The 15,785-nt window shown below is 50.8% G+C and carries 18 protein-coding genes; 16 read left to right on the forward strand and 2 right to left on the reverse strand.

Features of this window, described 5'->3' with window-relative positions; all coding sequences use genetic code 11:
• The first annotated feature begins 37 nt into the window (after positions 1–37).
• The 12 genes from ACFSDB_RS14255 to ACFSDB_RS14310 all read left to right on the forward strand — a co-directional run bounded on the left by ACFSDB_RS14255 (position 38) and on the right by ACFSDB_RS14310 (position 11,408).
• Positions 38–517, forward strand: coding sequence for a DUF456 domain-containing protein (locus tag ACFSDB_RS14255; protein WP_204890461.1), 480 nt, complete (start codon positions 38–40; stop codon positions 515–517).
• Between the two features lie 110 nt (positions 518–627).
• On the forward strand, positions 628–1,236 hold the full coding sequence (locus ACFSDB_RS14260) for a superoxide dismutase (protein ID WP_377340404.1): 609 nt from the start codon (positions 628–630) through the stop codon (positions 1,234–1,236).
• 113 nt (positions 1,237–1,349) lie between these two features.
• Positions 1,350–3,554 carry a peptidoglycan D,D-transpeptidase FtsI family protein gene (locus tag ACFSDB_RS14265; protein WP_204890462.1) on the forward strand — a complete coding sequence of 735 codons (2,205 nt, stop codon included), beginning with the start codon at positions 1,350–1,352 and terminating at the stop codon, positions 3,552–3,554.
• 147 nt (positions 3,555–3,701) lie between these two features.
• Positions 3,702–4,664: a PstS family phosphate ABC transporter substrate-binding protein gene (locus ACFSDB_RS14270; RefSeq protein WP_204890463.1), complete on the forward strand. Its 963-nt coding sequence runs from the start codon at positions 3,702–3,704 to the stop codon at positions 4,662–4,664.
• Between the two features lie 71 nt (positions 4,665–4,735).
• Entirely contained in the window at positions 4,736–5,662 is a 927-nt protein-coding gene (gene pstC / locus ACFSDB_RS14275) for a phosphate ABC transporter permease subunit PstC (RefSeq protein WP_204890464.1), read from the forward strand.
• Position 5,663: 1 nt separating this feature from the next.
• On the forward strand, positions 5,664–6,542 hold the full coding sequence (gene pstA / locus ACFSDB_RS14280) for a phosphate ABC transporter permease PstA (RefSeq protein ID WP_204890465.1): 879 nt from the start codon (positions 5,664–5,666) through the stop codon (positions 6,540–6,542).
• Positions 6,543–6,569: 27 nt separating this feature from the next.
• The gene (pstB, locus tag ACFSDB_RS14285) at positions 6,570–7,379 is read left to right on the forward strand and encodes a phosphate ABC transporter ATP-binding protein PstB (RefSeq protein WP_204890466.1); all 810 of its coding nucleotides are present in this window, start codon (positions 6,570–6,572) and stop codon (positions 7,377–7,379) included.
• Positions 7,380–7,396: 17 nt separating this feature from the next.
• Positions 7,397–8,056: a phosphate signaling complex protein PhoU gene (phoU, locus tag ACFSDB_RS14290; protein ID WP_204890467.1), complete on the forward strand. Its 660-nt coding sequence runs from the start codon at positions 7,397–7,399 to the stop codon at positions 8,054–8,056.
• A 161-nt stretch (positions 8,057–8,217) separates the two neighbouring features.
• A complete protein-coding gene (rpmG, locus tag ACFSDB_RS14295) occupies positions 8,218–8,367 on the forward strand; it encodes a 50S ribosomal protein L33 (RefSeq protein WP_036809376.1) in 150 nt (49 codons plus the stop codon).
• Between the two features lie 171 nt (positions 8,368–8,538).
• A complete protein-coding gene (locus ACFSDB_RS14300; RefSeq protein ID WP_204890468.1) occupies positions 8,539–9,114 on the forward strand; it encodes a 5-formyltetrahydrofolate cyclo-ligase in 576 nt (191 codons plus the stop codon).
• Entirely contained in the window at positions 9,111–9,305 is a 195-nt protein-coding gene (locus ACFSDB_RS14305) for a YqgQ family protein (RefSeq protein ID WP_204890469.1), read from the forward strand. The genes ACFSDB_RS14300 and ACFSDB_RS14305 overlap by 4 nt, the downstream gene beginning before the upstream one ends.
• Positions 9,306–9,464: 159 nt before the next feature.
• Entirely contained in the window at positions 9,465–11,408 is a 1,944-nt protein-coding gene (locus tag ACFSDB_RS14310) for an LTA synthase family protein (RefSeq protein WP_204890470.1), read from the forward strand.
• Positions 11,409–11,484: 76 nt separating this feature from the next.
• Here the strand turns inward: ACFSDB_RS14310 and ACFSDB_RS14315 are convergent, their stop codons facing one another.
• Positions 11,485–11,664, reverse strand: a complete 180-nt coding sequence (locus ACFSDB_RS14315; protein WP_204890471.1) for a DUF2759 domain-containing protein — start codon at positions 11,662–11,664, stop codon at positions 11,485–11,487.
• 140 nt (positions 11,665–11,804) lie between these two features.
• Between ACFSDB_RS14315 and ACFSDB_RS14320 the strand changes: the two genes are divergently transcribed.
• Entirely contained in the window at positions 11,805–12,443 is a 639-nt protein-coding gene (locus ACFSDB_RS14320) for an MBL fold metallo-hydrolase (RefSeq protein WP_204890472.1), read from the forward strand.
• Between the two features lie 422 nt (positions 12,444–12,865).
• Here the strand turns inward: ACFSDB_RS14320 and ACFSDB_RS14325 are convergent, their stop codons facing one another.
• Positions 12,866–13,108, reverse strand: a complete 243-nt coding sequence (locus tag ACFSDB_RS14325) for a DUF2626 domain-containing protein (RefSeq protein ID WP_135501257.1) — start codon at positions 13,106–13,108, stop codon at positions 12,866–12,868.
• Between the two features lie 285 nt (positions 13,109–13,393).
• Here ACFSDB_RS14325 and comGA point away from each other — a divergent pair, with 285 nt between their 5' ends.
• The 3 genes from comGA to comGC are packed head-to-tail and all read left to right on the forward strand — an operon-like array spanning position 13,394 to position 15,763.
• Complete coding sequence (comGA, locus tag ACFSDB_RS14330; protein WP_204890473.1) at positions 13,394–14,437, forward strand: competence type IV pilus ATPase ComGA; 1,044 nt, start codon at positions 13,394–13,396, stop codon at positions 14,435–14,437.
• Entirely contained in the window at positions 14,391–15,434 is a 1,044-nt protein-coding gene (comGB, locus tag ACFSDB_RS14335; protein WP_204890474.1) for a competence type IV pilus assembly protein ComGB, read from the forward strand. The genes comGA and comGB overlap by 47 nt, the downstream gene beginning before the upstream one ends.
• 11 nt (positions 15,435–15,445) lie before the next feature.
• Positions 15,446–15,763 carry a competence type IV pilus major pilin ComGC gene (gene comGC, locus ACFSDB_RS14340; RefSeq protein ID WP_204890475.1) on the forward strand — a complete coding sequence of 106 codons (318 nt, stop codon included), beginning with the start codon at positions 15,446–15,448 and terminating at the stop codon, positions 15,761–15,763.
• Positions 15,764–15,785: the final 22 nt, after the last annotated feature.

Here is a 15,785-nt window from a genome sequence, read left to right on the forward strand (position 1 = left end):
CGATGAATAGAGTGCTTTTATTATAGGAGGCGGAAAGATGGAAATGATCGGCTGGGTTATTATAATATTATTTTTCGCAATCGGATTTGTCGGGCTCGTTTACCCGATCATCCCAGCGGTGTTGTTCATTTTCGGCGGATTCCTGATGTACGGGCTGTTATTCAGTTTCGGCGACTTGCCGTGGTGGTTCTGGGCGATCCAATCGCTGTTTGTCGTATTGCTTTTCGGAGCGGATCTGCTTGCCAATGCGTTTGGCGTGAAAAAGTTCGGCGGATCGAAGGCGGGGCTATGGGGGAGCACGATCGGCCTGCTTGTCGGGCCGTTCGTCATCCCGATCGTCGGCATCCTGATCGGCCCTTTTATCGGAGCGGTGCTGGCGGAACTGACGTTCAACCGGTCCTCATTCAAGCAGTCGGTGCGGTCGGGCGTCGGGTCTGTCGTCGGTTTTATCACTTCTGTGGTGACCAAGGGCACGATCCAGGCAATTATGGTGCTATTGTTTTTTGTCCTGGTCTAGCTCAGCCGAAAGTCTGATTAAACGGAAGAGCCGTGCATTTTAATTGTAACGCTCCGCAAACTTTGATAACCTAAGAAAGTAGACAATTAGACTCAAGGAGGAATTAGATCATGGCTTATCAATTACCTGAACTACCTTACGCGTACGACGCTCTTGAACCACACATCGACAAAGAGACGATGAACATTCACCACACGAAACACCACAACACGTATGTGACGAATGTAAACGCGGCATTAGAAGGCCACGAAGATCTTGCTTCAAAATCAATCGAAGAATTGATCGCAAACTTGGACGCAGTTCCTGAATCGATCCGCACAGCAGTGCGCAACAACGGCGGCGGACACGCGAACCACTCGCTGTTCTGGCAGCTCTTGTCTCCAAACGGCGGCGGCAATCCGTCAGGCGCTCTTGCAGAAGCGATCGACAGCAAGTTCGGCAGCTTTGAAGAATTCAAGACGCAATTCGAGAACGCAGGCAAAACACGCTTCGGTTCTGGCTGGGCTTGGCTGGTCGTTTCAAACGGCGAGCTTGAAGTGACTTCTACTCCGAACCAGGATTCACCGGTCATGGAAGGCAAAACGCCGATCCTTGGCGTGGATGTATGGGAGCACGCTTACTACTTGAAATACCAGAATCGCCGTCCGGACTATCTTGCAGCATTCTGGAACGTAGTGAACTGGGAAGAAGTTTCAAAACGCTTCGAATCTGCAAAATAATTGTCAAATAATGAAACATCGCACACACTTTTTCGTCTGAAAAGGTGTGTGTTTTTTTGTTTTGGTGATATACTAACAAGTGCATTATTGGTGGAAGGAGTGCGCGCTAAATTATGAATGCCCCACAGAAAAGACGAGTTTCGCTGGCAAAGGCGAAGTTGAAGTCCCATACCGTCTTTCGGATGAATGTCCTCTTTTTCTCCATCTTCCTGCTCTTTTCCGTTTTGATTTTGCGGTTAGGTTATCTGCAGATTGTCAAAGGCGAGGATTTTACGAGGGCGTTGGCAAGGACTGAAGAAGTTCCGGTAAACACGAGCGTGCCGAGAGGCCGCATTTTTGACAATGAAGGGCGCGTCCTGGTGGATAATAATCCCGTAAACGCGATCACGTATACAGCCATGCAGACGACGAAGCGGGAAGAAATGCTTGAAGTCGCAACAGAGCTGGCCAAATTGATTGAGAAAGAACCGAAGCGCGTAACGCTCCGCGACAAGCAGGATTTCTACATCATGCTGAACCGCGAAGAAGCGCTTGCTAAAGTGACGGATGAAGAACGAAAAGCGATTGAGAATGAAGATATCCAGGAAAAAGAAAAAACCCGGAAAATCGACAAACTGGTCCGCGACAAGATCACTGACAAAGAATTGAATAGTTTGACAGCGGAACAGCTGGAAGTCCTGGCCATATTCCGCGAAATGACGTCCGGTTACGCGCTTGCACCCCAAATCATCAAAAACGAAGGGGTGACGGACGAGGAGTTCGCCCGGGTTTCCGAGCGCCTCACCGATCCAAAACTGAAAGGCGTCAATACCGTAACCGACTGGAAGCGCGTCAAGACGAGCGACCTGTCGATTCTCGGCAGTACGACAACGCCCGAGCAGGGAATCCCGGCGAACAAGCTGGATTATTTCCTCGCGCGCGACTATTCCCGCAACGACCGCGTCGGCGTCAGCTTTATCGAGCAATATTATGAAGAAGTGCTGCAAGGCCAAAAATCGGTCGTCAAGAACATCACCGACGGCAAAGGCCGCGTAGTGGACACGATGCCGGTTGATGAAGGCAAGCCCGGAAAAGATCTGATACTTACAATCGATTCCGAAATGCAATCGGCGATGGAAGACATCGTCGAGAAGCACTTGCTTGAACTGAAAGCCGGGCCGAATTCCCAATTGGTGAAGGACGCCTATCTTGTCATGATGGACCCGAGATCAGGGGACATCCTGTCGATGGTCGGCAAGACGCTCGACCAGGATGAAAACGGCAAGCGGATCGTGCGCGATTACTCGTTCGGCGCCATCACGGCCGCTTATCCCAGCGGATCGGTCGTCAAAGGGGCGACGCTCCTGACCGGCTATCAGCAAGATGCGATCGAACTCAACCAAGTGATGATCGACGAACCGCTGCAATTGCCCGGCGGTTTGATGAAAGGTTCCATCTTCAACCGGATTCCGTTCAACCGGATTCCGATGAGCGACCTGAAAGCGCTCGAGCGTTCCTCGAACGTCTATATGTTCAAGGTGGCGCTGGCGCTCTCCGGCAATACTTATGAATACAAGCGCGGTTTCAGCGTTAAACCGGAACACTGGCAGACCATGCGGAATTCATTTGCCCAGTTCGGGCTTGGCGTTAAGACAGGCATCGATCTGCCAAACGAAGGGAACGGCTTCCAGGGAGACTTCACCAAAGTCCAGCCCGGCACGTTCCTCGATTTGGCGATCGGCCAGTATGATACGTATACGCCGCTTCAATTGGTGCAATACATCTCGACCATCGCCAATGACGGCTACCGCATGCAGCCGCATGTGGTCAAGGAAATCCGCCAGCCTTCGGAAGACGGCGTGACACTCGGGCAGGTCGAGTCGGTCGTGGAACCGAAGGTCCTGAACCGCATCAACAACACACAGGCGGAAATTGACCAGGTCAAAAAAGGGATGCGCCTTGTCTACACCGGGAGCCAAGGTTCCGCAAGGTCGTTTTTCGGCGATGCGGACTATACGGCAGCCGGCAAGACCGGTACTGCGCAGATCCAGTATTACGACGATAAAGAAAGCCCGTGGTATACAAAGCCATCGGTCAACACCGCCCATGTCGGCTTTGCGCCGTATGAAAATCCGGAAGTTGCCTATGCGGTCCTGATCCCGTACATCACAACCGATCCGGGACGTGTGCCGGTGACGACTCATTTGATCGCCCGCGAAGCGGTGGACAAATACTTCGAATTGAAAAACAAAGCGGCGGCCCAGCCGACTTCCGTCATCAAAGACCCTTACACAAACAAGGTGATCGAAGAAGGGCAGGAAGAGGCGCCAGCCCAATAACCCGTAAGCTCCTGCAAGCATTCCTGAAATGCTTGCAGGGGCTTTTTTGTCTTTACAATTTCTTAACATTGCCTCCACACAGCATCAATAATCAGCCGTTATAGTAAGGATTGTAAAGCAAACATAAACCTTAGGAGGAAATGAGCAATGAGAATCTGGAAATATGCAATGGCATCAACAATCCTTGGATCGGCTTTAGTACTGGGAGCTTGCGGCGGCGGAAACGCGACGCAGCCGGGTGAGACGGCAACGACAGAACAAGGCACGGAAGCGGAGCAAGCTGAAGGGTCAGTTTCTGGTGACGGTTCATCCACTGTTGCGCCGATCATGGAAGGCATTGTAGAAGAATATGCTGCTGAAGAACCTGGCGTCCAGGTAACTGTCGGTGTTTCCGGTACAGGCGGCGGATTTGAAAAATTCATCCAGGGAGAAACAGATTTCTCGAACGCTTCACGACCGATTAAAGATGAAGAAAAAGCCAGCTTGGAAGAAGCAGGCATCGATTACACGGAATTCCTTTTGGCCTATGACGGCTTGACAGTTGTTGTGAGCAAGGACAACGACTGGGTGGAAGATCTGACAGTCGAAGACTTGAAGAAAATGTGGATCGAAGACGGAACGACAAAAAAATGGTCTGACATCAATCCTGAATGGCCGGACGAAGAAATCGTCTTCTACTCGCCAGGAACGGACTCTGGAACATACGACTACTTCAACGAAGTCATTCTTGAAGAAGAAGACCTTGTAAGCAATGCGACTTTGTCGGAAGATGACAACGTCTTGGTGCAGGGGATCCAAGCGGACCCGAATGCGATCGGATTCTTCGGCTATGCTTACTACCTGGCGAACCAGGATACGTTGAAAGCTGTAAAAATCGGCGGAGTTGAACCGAACAACGAAACGATTGAAACCGGCGAATATGCGCCGCTGTCCCGTCCATTGTTCACTTACGCCAGCAACAAAGCGTTGGCTGAGAACGAAGCAGCTTATAATTTCATGAAGTACACGCTTGAAAATGCAGGAGAGATGGCTGAATCGGTCGGCTATGTAGCGCTTCCTGAAGAAGAGTACGAAAAAGGCCTGGCTGATCTTGAAGCCTTGAAAAAATAAATAACCTATAAAGTTTTAGTAAGAGGGTGAGCAGCCACTGCTCGCCCTTTGCGGTTGAAAGGGGATTCGTTATGCGGACATCTGTGCAGGAAATGATCGCGCAGTCGAAAGGCAAGAAAAACAAGAAGTTTATTGAAAAATTCATTCCTTGGATTTTATTGCTGATTGCTTCTGTCTCAGTATTGACAACAATCGGCATCGTATTGACATTGATCATCGAAACCATCACGTTCTTCCAGCGCGTTTCGGTTTTTGACTTTGTATTCGGCACCACTTGGCTGCCATTTTCCAATAAAGAAGAATTGTACGGCATCCTGCCGTTGATCGTCGGGACCTTGAAAGTCACGTTGATCGCTGTGATCGTGGCGGTGCCAATCGGCATCTCGGCCGCCATCTACTTGAGCGAATACGCCAGCGAAACCGTGCGCCGCATCGTCAAGCCGGTGCTTGAAGTGCTGGCCGGCATTCCGACTATCGTCTACGGCTTTTTCGCCCTGACGTTCGTGACGCCGCTGTTGCAGAGCGTCTTTCCGGAAATCAAAATCTTCAACGCCATTTCGCCGGGGATTGTTGTCGGCATTATGATCATCCCGATGATCGCTTCGCTTTCGGAAGACGCCATGTCTTCTGTACCGAGATCGATCCGCGACGGCGCCTTGGCAATGGGCTCAACGAAATTCGAGGTGGCATGGAAAGTCATCGTGCCGGCAGCCTTGTCGGGGATCATCGCATCGGTTGTGCTTGCAGTATCGCGCGCCATCGGGGAAACGATGATCGTATCGCTTGCGGGCGGTTCGACGCCGAAGTTCGACGGCGATTTTGCAGGCTCGATCCAGACGATGACCGCTTATATCGTCCAGGTTTCAAAAGGGGACGCAGGATACGGAACAACGATCTATTATTCCATCTACGCAGTAGGGTTCACGCTTTTCCTGTTCACCATGCTGATGAACATCCTCGCCCAATACGTCTCAAAACGTTTCAGGGAGGAATATTGATATGAGATACATCGAACAGGAAAAAGTCGTCAAACGCATGAACGGCCGCCTGGTCGTCAACATGATTTTCAAAGGGCTTTTCATGGCAGCAACACTTCTGGCGCTGTTGGCGCTGGTCATCTTGCTGTACCGAATCGTCACGCAGGGGGCGAGCCACTTGTCGCTCGACTTCCTGACCAATTTCGCTTCGCGCTTTCCGGAGAAAGCCGGCATTAAAGCCGCGCTGATCGGATCGCTTTGGCTGATGGCAGTCGTTGCGCCGACTTCGATCATCCTTGGCGTCGGCTCGGCTATCTATTTGGAAGAGTATGCAAAGCAAAACCGGTTAACTACCTTTATTCGCTTGAACATCTCGAATTTGGCAGGTGTGCCATCCGTCGTCTTCGGACTTCTCGGCTTGACGATTTTCGTCCGGGCATTTGCACTTGGCAACAGCATCCTGGCTGCCGGGTTTACGATGAGTCTCTTGATTCTGCCGGTCATCATCGTCGCTTCACAAGAAGCAATCCGTTCAGTCCCGAAAGAATTGCGTGACGCGTCGCTAGGCATGGGCGCCACCAAATGGCAGACAGTGGTCAACATCATCTTGCCTGCAGCCATCCCGGGAATCCTGACAGGAAGCATCTTGGCTTTATCGCGCGCCATCGGGGAAACGGCGCCGCTCATCGTCATCGGCATCCCGGTCATCATCCAGTTCCTGCCGCGCGGGGTCTTTGACACCTTCACGGCACTGCCAATCCAGATCTTCGATTGGGCAAGCCGTCCGCAGCAGGAATTTCAGGTAGTGGCAGCAGCAGGGATCATCGTCCTGATGATCTTCTTGCTCATCATGAATTCCATTGCGGTAATCATCCGAAACAAATTCCAAAAACGCTATTAAAGTACTTTATGCGGAAGGGGTTCCATCATGACAACGATCAAAACAGCAAAAACAAAAACAGCGCCTGCGATTCAGCAGGATAAAAAATCGGTCTACTATACAAAACAGCTGAACCTTTGGTACGGCGACAATCACGCGCTTAAAAACATCGACCTCGACATCAAGGAAAATGAAGTCACGGCGATCATCGGGCCATCCGGCTGCGGCAAATCGACCTATATCAAAACATTGAACCGCATGGTCGAGCTTGTGCCATCGGTCAAGACTTCCGGCCAGATCCTTTACCGCGACCGCAATATCTTCGATAAGGACTACGGCGTGGAAGAACTGCGCACACGGGTGGGCATGGTGTTCCAGAAGCCGAATCCGTTCCCGAAATCGATCTATGACAATATCGCTTACGGGCCGCGGATCCACGGCATCAAGAACAAGAAGATCCTGAACGAAATCGTCGAGAAGAGCCTTCGCGGCGCGGCGATCTGGGACGAAGTGAAAGACCGCCTCGATGAGAACGCCTATAGCCTTTCAGGCGGCCAGCAGCAGCGGATCTGCATCGCCCGTGCATTGGCCATCGAACCGGACGTCATCTTGATGGATGAGCCGACTTCGGCGCTCGATCCGATCTCTACATTGAAGATTGAGGAACTGGTACAGGAATTGAAAAAAGACTACAGCATCATCATCGTTACGCACAACATGCAGCAAGCGGCCCGGATCTCAGACAAAACAGCGTTCTTTTTGAATGGAGAAGTAATCGAATACGACGACACTGATACGATTTTCTCCAATCCGGCAGACAAGCGCACGGAAGACTATATTTCAGGCCGGTTCGGCTGAGGAAGCGGGGAATTACAATGTCAGTACGCGAAAAATTTGATTATGAATTGAACTCGGCGCAGGAGCAATTGGTCCTGCTCAGCAATATGGCGGTGGATGCCTTGACGAAAGCCGTAGGGGCGCTCGCCAACCACGACATCGACGCGGCACTTGAAGTGATCGAGGACGACGCCGACATCAACCAGCTCGAAGAAGAAATCAACGACCGGGTGATCTTGCTGATTGCCAAGCAGTCGCCGGTCGCCACTGACCTCAGAAGGCTCATCGTCATCATCAAAGTGGCAACAGATATGGAGCGCGTCGGGGACTACGCCGTGAATATCGCGAAAGAGACTATCCGCATCGGCAAGGAGGATCTGCTGTCGCCGATCCATGAAATCCAGCAGATGCATGCATTGGCTACCGCGATGCTCCGCCAGGTCATCGAGGCGTTCGTAGAAGAGGATGTCGTCAAAGCCAAGGAGATTGCAGAGCTTGACGACCAGGTGGACAACCTTTACGGCGAAGTGATCTCGAAATTGATGAAATCGGGTGCCGAACATCCGGACAAGCTCAGCCAGATCACCCAGCTGGCATTTGTCTGCCGCTACATGGAGCGGTCGGCCGACCATGCCACGAACATCGCGGAGCAGCTGTTCTACCTTGTCCGGGGCCGCCACTACGACCTCAACAAATAAGCCCTTTCCCCGGCATGGAAGATGCCGGGGAATCTTTTTATTTTTCCAACTAAAACATAGGTTTTGGGAGTAGACTTTGCCGCTGGATATGCTATAATAGTTAAGTCGTATAGATCACGCTTATTTACAAACGATCTTTGAAAGAATTAGGAGGGATACCGATGCGTGTTAACATCACTTTAGCTTGTACAGAATGTAGCGAACGTAACTACAGCACTGTTAAAAATAAGCGCAACAACCCTGAGCGTCTTGAAATGAAAAAATATTGCTCACGTGAAAAGAAAATGACTCTACACCGTGAAACGAAGTAATTGATTGACTGCCAAAACCTCCAGGGGTTTTGGCTTTTTTCTTTATCTATACATAAGCTTTGCCGGTTTTCTTCACGCTGCTGTCAGCCAGAACCGGATCACTTACCGATACCATTGCGCCAATCGGGATGGATGTGCCCGGCAGGCGCCGAGTTTTGAGGAGGAATGGACATGGAGAAAGTTGCCCACCGAAAAAAGGTCCTGGAAGAACTGGCGAAGATGTCGCCGGAAGAGCATCACGAAAAATCAAGGCGCATCATCAGCAATTTAATGAACGATCCTGCATTCATCGCTGCAGACATCATCGGCTTGACCATTTCGTCGTTCCCGGAAGTGGATACGAAAGAACTGATCCGTTCTATCTGGGCGTCCGGCAAAAAGGCAGCGGTTCCAAAATGCCTGCCGAAAAGCCGCGGCATGGATTTCTACATCATCGAAGACTGGAACCAGCTGGAAGTCGTCTATATGCATCTGCAGGAACCGAAAACCGATGAGGCGCAATTTGTACCGCCTCACGGGATCGGCCTGATGGTAGTGCCGGGTGTGGTCTTCTCAAAAGACGGTTACCGGATCGGCTTCGGCGGCGGCTATTACGACCGTTATCTCGCCGGCTACACAGGTGAGACCCGGTCGCTGGCGTTCGATGTCCAGCTGGCTGAGGCGATTGCGGAAGAACCGCATGACGTGCCGGTAGGGGGCATCTACACCGAGAGCGGATTTATCGATACGAAAGGGGCAGACAGATGAAGACGCTGTATGACGTCATGCAATTGCTGAAAGGCTATGGAACGATCATCTATACAGGTGATCCGCAGGCGGACTTGGAACTGATGGAAGAGGAGATCCGGGAACTTTACCGGCTTCAATTCATCACCCCGAAAGAGTATGCAGCGGCGGTCCTCATATTGCGCCAAAAACAGTCCGGAAAAAAGAAATAATTTTCCGTTCTTGAAACCCCTCCAGCGTTTCAGCAGTCCAGTAACGGGGAACTTATAAGTTGGATAATTCCTCATTATAACAGGGGAGTGTTAAGTGGACATGGAAGCTGTTTTACGGTAGTGTAAAGTATGATTTAGTTAAAAAGGAGGATATGCCGGATGTTGAAAAAAGAATGGCCCAAACATTCCATCCTGGCAATCGCCATCGTAGCTACTTGGCTCAAAACTTATGTAACGTATAAAACGAGTTTTTCCATTACGATTGATAATGCGCTCCAAGAGTTCATTCTATTCATCAATCCGTTGAGCCTGTTGCTGTTTGCGTATGGAATTTCGCTGTTCTTCAAAACGGAGAAAGCGAAAAACCGGTCAATCATGGCGGTCGCTGTCATTGCCTCAATCATTTTGTATGCCAACGTGGCATTCTACCGGTTCTTCAGTGATTTCATCACGCTGCCGGTCCTGTTCCAAACCAATAATTTCGGCGACCTCGGCTCCAGTGCGGCCGAAAGCATCTATGCCACCGACGTTTTGTTCTTCCTTGATGTCATCGTCATTTTCCTGGCGATCAAATTCCTGAAAGTCAAACCGTCATCGATGAACACGGCATCGGTCCAGCGGAAATCTTACATGATTTTGACGGCAGCGGTGCTGTTCTTCAACCTCGGGCTGGCGGAAGCGGAGCGCCCGCAGCTTTTGACGCGCAGCTTCGACCGTGAAATGCTCGTCAAAAACATCGGGATGTACAATTACCACATCTACGACATCTATATCCAATCCAAATCCCAGGCGCAGCGGGCATTGGCGGACGGCTCCGAACTGGTGGAAGTGAACAACTATGTCCGCTCCAACCAGCCGGAACCTTCACCCGAAATGTTTGCAGCTGCGGAAGGGCGCAATTTGATCGTAGTCACCTTGGAATCGATGCAGTCGTTCCTGATCAATAACGAAATGAACGGCGAAGAAATCACGCCTTTCCTGAATGGCTTGACCCAGGACAAAGACACGGTCTATTTCCCGAACTTCTACCACCAGACAGGGCTTGGGAAAACATCGGACTCCGAGTTCCTTCTCGAAAATTCGCTTTATCCATTGAGCGGCGGGGCCGTGTTCTTCACACACAGCGGAAACACATTCAATTCGATGGCGGAGCGTTTAGGGGAAAACGGCTATTACACGGCTGTCCAGCACGCCAATACGAAAAGTTTCTGGAACCGCGACATGATGTACCAATCGTTCAACATCGAGAAATTCCATGATATTGAAAGTTATACGATTGGCGAAGGGGAGGCGGTCAACTGGGGCATGAAGGATATTCCGTTCATGGAGCAATCCGTGGACCAGATGGCTGAAATGCCGCAGCCGTTCTATAGCCGCCTTTTGACGCTGACCAACCACCATCCGTTCTATCTGGATGAAGAGGACAAGCTGATCGAAGAGTTCGATTCGGATTCCGGCACGCTCAACCGTTATTTCCAGACAGCGCGCTATTTGGATGAATCCGTTGAAGCGCTGTTTGAAGACCTGAAAGAACAAGGGCTTTATGAGAATTCGGTCATCGTGATGTACGGGGACCATTACGGCATCTCAGAAAACCACAACGAAGCAATGGCCCAGTACCTTGGCAAGGAAGTCACGCCGTATGAATCGGCCCAGCTTCAGAAAGTTCCTTTCTTCGTCCATATCCCGGGCTCCGGCAAAGGGTATGTCGAAGAGGAAATCGGCGGGCAGATCGATATGCGGCCGACAATCATGCATCTGATGGGAATTGAAACAGAAAAAGATCTCCAGTTCGGCGGTGACCTGTTCTCCGATGAACATGAAGAATTCGTCATCTTCCGCGACGGCCGCTTCATTACCGATGAAAATGTCTATGCCGGCAATGTCTGTTATGACATCGATACCGGGGAAGAAACGGATATCGCTGAATGCGAACCGCATATCGAGCGGGCCCAACAAGAGCTGGATTACTCAGAGTCGATCATCAACGGCGACCTGTTAAGGTTCTATGACCAGGAGAACGGACAGCTGATTCTTACCAAAGAAGAACAAGAAAAGCTTGAGAAAGAACAGCTGGAAGAAAACCCGAATAATAAGGAATGAACAGGAGCCCGGTGCTCCTGTTTTTTTATGCACAAAATAAAAAAAGCCGATGCGGGAAGCATCAGCTTTTCGGGAATTAGTGCAGGCTTGGCGGATAGCCTTGTGTGATGATTGTCGCTACTGTAAAAGCACCGAAAATCACAAACGTACCGAAGTTAAAAAGAAAGCCTAAAATTTGTTTGTTTTTTAAGGTTTGCACAGAACCTATTGCAGCAAGAATCGCAATAAGGCCAAAAATAACCATAAGCAAGTTCATCTATGACACTCCCTTCAACTTTAACAGCCAGTGCCGTCTTGTTCTCTTATATTGTAAAGAAATTCAGGTTGTTTGTCGAGGGATAATATTGTCGGTCCGTTGAACACTTGGGATGCTATACTGAAAGTGAGGTGAAGAAAATGCTGAAAATAAATCACATGGAGCTGGGACCGATCCAGACCAATTGCTATATCGTTTCAAACGATGCAAAACAATGCCTGATATTCGATCCGGGCGAAGAAGCTGAAAAAGTCATCGGCTTTTTGCAGAAGAAAGGGTTGGCGCCTCTCGCCATCCTGTTGACGCACGCACATTTCGACCATATCGGGGCCGTGGATGATCTGCGGGAAGAATTCAAGATTCCGGTTTACTTGCACCGTTTGGAGAAAGACTGGCTCGGGCGCCCGAATTTGAACGGCTCCGGTAAATACCCGATGGTGCCGGACTACCGCATCGGGGAAGCCGATGTGCTGCTCGATGGGGAGAAGCAACTCCAAATCGGCGATTTCCGAATGGAGCTTCTCCATACGCCGGGGCATTCGCCTGGAAGCATTTCCTATTCATTCGGAACTGAAGGGTTTGCCATCGTTGGCGACACGCTATTCCGCGGCAGCATCGGGCGGACAGACCTGATCGACGGCTCGGAGAAAAAGCTGCTGGCATCCATCCGAGTTTCTTTGATGACGCTCCCGGATCACATGGTCCTGTTCCCGGGCCACGGACCGGAAACCACGCCGGAACAGGAAGCGGCAAGCAATCCATTCCTGAACGGGTTCTAAAGAAGCCGCCGACTTTAGACAAAGTCTACTCATGATGTATAAAGATATATAAGTCCGACCGGTCTGGCCACTTCGCTGCTCCCTCAGGAGTCTCGCGGCCAGACCGGTCGGGAGCATCACCTGAAATCACAGCGACGCGCTATTAGCATGCTATTTCTAATTTAACCTCAATTAGGAGAAGTCACTGACCAGGAGCTGCAACAGAAGACGGCGACTCCTGCGAGCCCGCGGAAAGCGTCCGTCTGGAGTGAAGACTCCGGTTTTCTTGCTAATTATTGTATTATTCTTTTGCCTATAAGCTCGAACGGCATCTAAAGAAGCCGCTCTTTTTCTTGAAGCAGCCCGCGTTTTACAAAAGGAAGAAAACCAGGACAAATAAAAAAGCGGCCGCATTGGCCGCTTTTTGCTTTTGGTTTCGTTAATTAATGTCCAGCACCGGGAATATGGATGAACGTTGTGTAATAAGTGAAGCCTACGAAGAATACAGTTAAGTAAGCTGCGAAAATGTACATGTACATGCGTTCAGAAATATTTAAGAATCCTAGAAGTACAAAAAATCCGGTATTAGCGACCATTAACAATGACACTTCCACCATATCGCCTACATAAAACAGAACTGCAAATATGCCAGTCCACCATCCCATTAATTTGAACATCTTATCCATGGGTAATCCCTCCTTTGCCACAACACAATAATCTCTTATTTATTATATAGGAAACGGAGTGATTGTGTAAACAGCGAGATGCCGATTCTTTGTGACAAACCGGTGGATGAAAACTGGTCCATGTTCACAGGAAGGTTAAAAAGAGGTGCCAAAAACAGGATTTGCCGCGATATGCAGGGTCAAATATTTATTTTGCAGGAAACTATTCCCTTCTATAAATCACGCAGTTATACTATGGGGGAACAAAGATGCGGCCTTTGTTCAAGTCCAAAACAGGAGGTGGCCATGCAAGAAATCATTGAACGCCGTTGCTCCAGCCTGCTTGAGAAAGCGGTTGAAAGCGGCACGACCGATATCCACGTCAAACCCGAACCGACATGCTACAGCGTCTCTTTCCGCTCGTTCCACGCGCTGCGGCAAGTGATGAAAATCCCTCTTGATCTTGGCGATCGCATGATTGCCTATTTCAAATATCTTTCCCTTTTAGACATGAGCGAAAAACGCAAACCCCAAACTGGATCCTTTCATCTCCCAATTCAAAATCATCCATATTATTTTAGAATATCAACGCTGCCTTCTGTTTTGACCAAAGAAAGCATAGTCATCCGGGTCATGGCCGAAGAGGCGGCGCAATCGGTGCATGAGCTCGCGGCGTTCCGCGATTCTGCCCGGCTGCTTGAAAAACTGGTCGAAGCGAAGCAGGGCCTCATCCTGCTCACTGGGCCGACGGGCTGCGGCAAATCGACGACGCTGTATTCGCTGCTCAAGCACTGCAACGAGAAGCTGAACCGCAATATCATTACGCTCGAAGACCCCGTAGAGCGTAAAAACCAGGCGATTCTCCAGATACAGGTGAACAAAAAGGCGGGTCTCGGCTATGCGGCAGGCCTCAAGGCGATCCTGCGGCACGACCCCGACATCATCATGATCGGGGAAATCCGGGATGCCGACACGGCAGGCATTGCTGTCCGTGCAGCGCTGACCGGCCACCTGGTATTTTCGACCATCCATGCCCGCCATTCGGTCGGTTGCCTGCACCGGCTGCATGACCTCGGAATCTCGTACGAGGACATGCGGCAGACGTTGATCGCCATTTCCGCACAGCGCATTATTCCCGTATATCCGGATATGTCGGAGCCGGAGCCGGCCTACCGGGCCCTATACGAAATTCTCCACGGCGAACGGCTCGATGAAGCGCTTTCGTCTGCAAGGGAGCAGCGGAATTACAGCTTGCCGGAGCACCTGACGTTCGGCGGGCAAATCCGGGAAGGGGTGAAAATCGGTGCGATTGCCGATACGGTACAAGCAAAAGCGGATTCCGATTCGTGACCGGGCGCAGTTTCTCAGCAGGCTGTCGGTGCTTTTGAACGAAGGCTATCTGCTGCCGACAGCATTGGCGCTGCTTTTGCCGATGCATACCTCCAAATTGGATGAGGCGCTGTCTGGCATTACGTCGATCTTGAAAGGCGGAGGCAATGCAGCTGAGATCCTGAAGCTTCTCGGCTTCAAAGATCCGGTGCTGTTCCCGGTCGAAATCGCCGAACATCACGGGCGTTTGGCCGACTCCATTGAAAGCATCTCAAAGAGCTTCGCCCGCACGGAAGGGGTGCAGAAAAAACTGAAGGGCATCCTGGTCTACCCGTTGTCCCTGCTGTTCTTCACATCGGGCTTGTTCCTGTTTTTCCGGACGAATTATGTGCCGAATCTGACTGCGCTGATGGAGTCGCTTCGGGGTGACGGGGAAGCCGGCGGGGTGCCGGCATACCTGCTCAGTTTGCCGGACATCTTCATCGGGGCATTTGCGCTGGCCGGAGCCTTAGGCGCTTTGTTTTGGCGGCTCCTTTTGAGAAGGCAGCCGAACGAAAGGATCATCTGGCTGCTCCGCGTCCCGCTTCTCCGGAAATACATGCGGCTTTATTGGTCGCATCTTTTAGCCCGTGAGCTCGGCACGCTTCTCCACAGCGGCATCTCGCTTCAGGAATCGCTTCATCTGCTCCAGAACCAGACCTATCACACCATCATCCGGCATATGGCGAAGACTTGCCACGAGGAAGTGGTCACGGGGCATCCGCTGTCGTCCGCGCTGTCCCACCACGCCTTCACAGCCGAAGATATGCCGGCATTTGTCGCGCACGGGGAAATGGCGGGCTTTCTCGGGAAAGAGCTGATCCTTTACAGCGAAGTCCTGATGGAGCGGATCGAACAGCAGACCCAGAAGCTGCTGCGCGTCATTCAGCCGGCTTTCTTTGTCATCATCGCCATCTGCATCATCGGAGCTTATTTAGCCATCCTTTTGCCAATGTACAATCTAATCCATACCATTTGAGGAGGAAAAACATGCAAATTATGAAAAGCCAAAAAGGGTTCACATTGATTGAAATGCTGATTGTCATGCTCATCATTACGGTTTTGATTGCCATTGCGCTGCCGAACGTCACCAAACAGACGGCTTCTGTCGACGACAAGGGATGCAAGGCGTTCGTCCATATGGTCCAGGGGCAGGTCGAATCTTTCCGGATGGACAAGAAATCGGTCCCGACCGTCGAGAATCTGGTAACAGACGGGTATTTGAAAGCGAATGAAACAAGCTGCCCGAATGGGGACCAGATCGCGATTTCGGTGGATGGAGTGGTTTCGTCATCGGCTACGCCTTAAACGAACAAGGCTTCACCTTGAC

The organism is Planococcus chinensis (assembly GCF_042681545.1).
Taxonomy (GTDB): domain Bacteria; phylum Bacillota; class Bacilli; order Bacillales_A; family Planococcaceae; genus Planococcus; species Planococcus chinensis.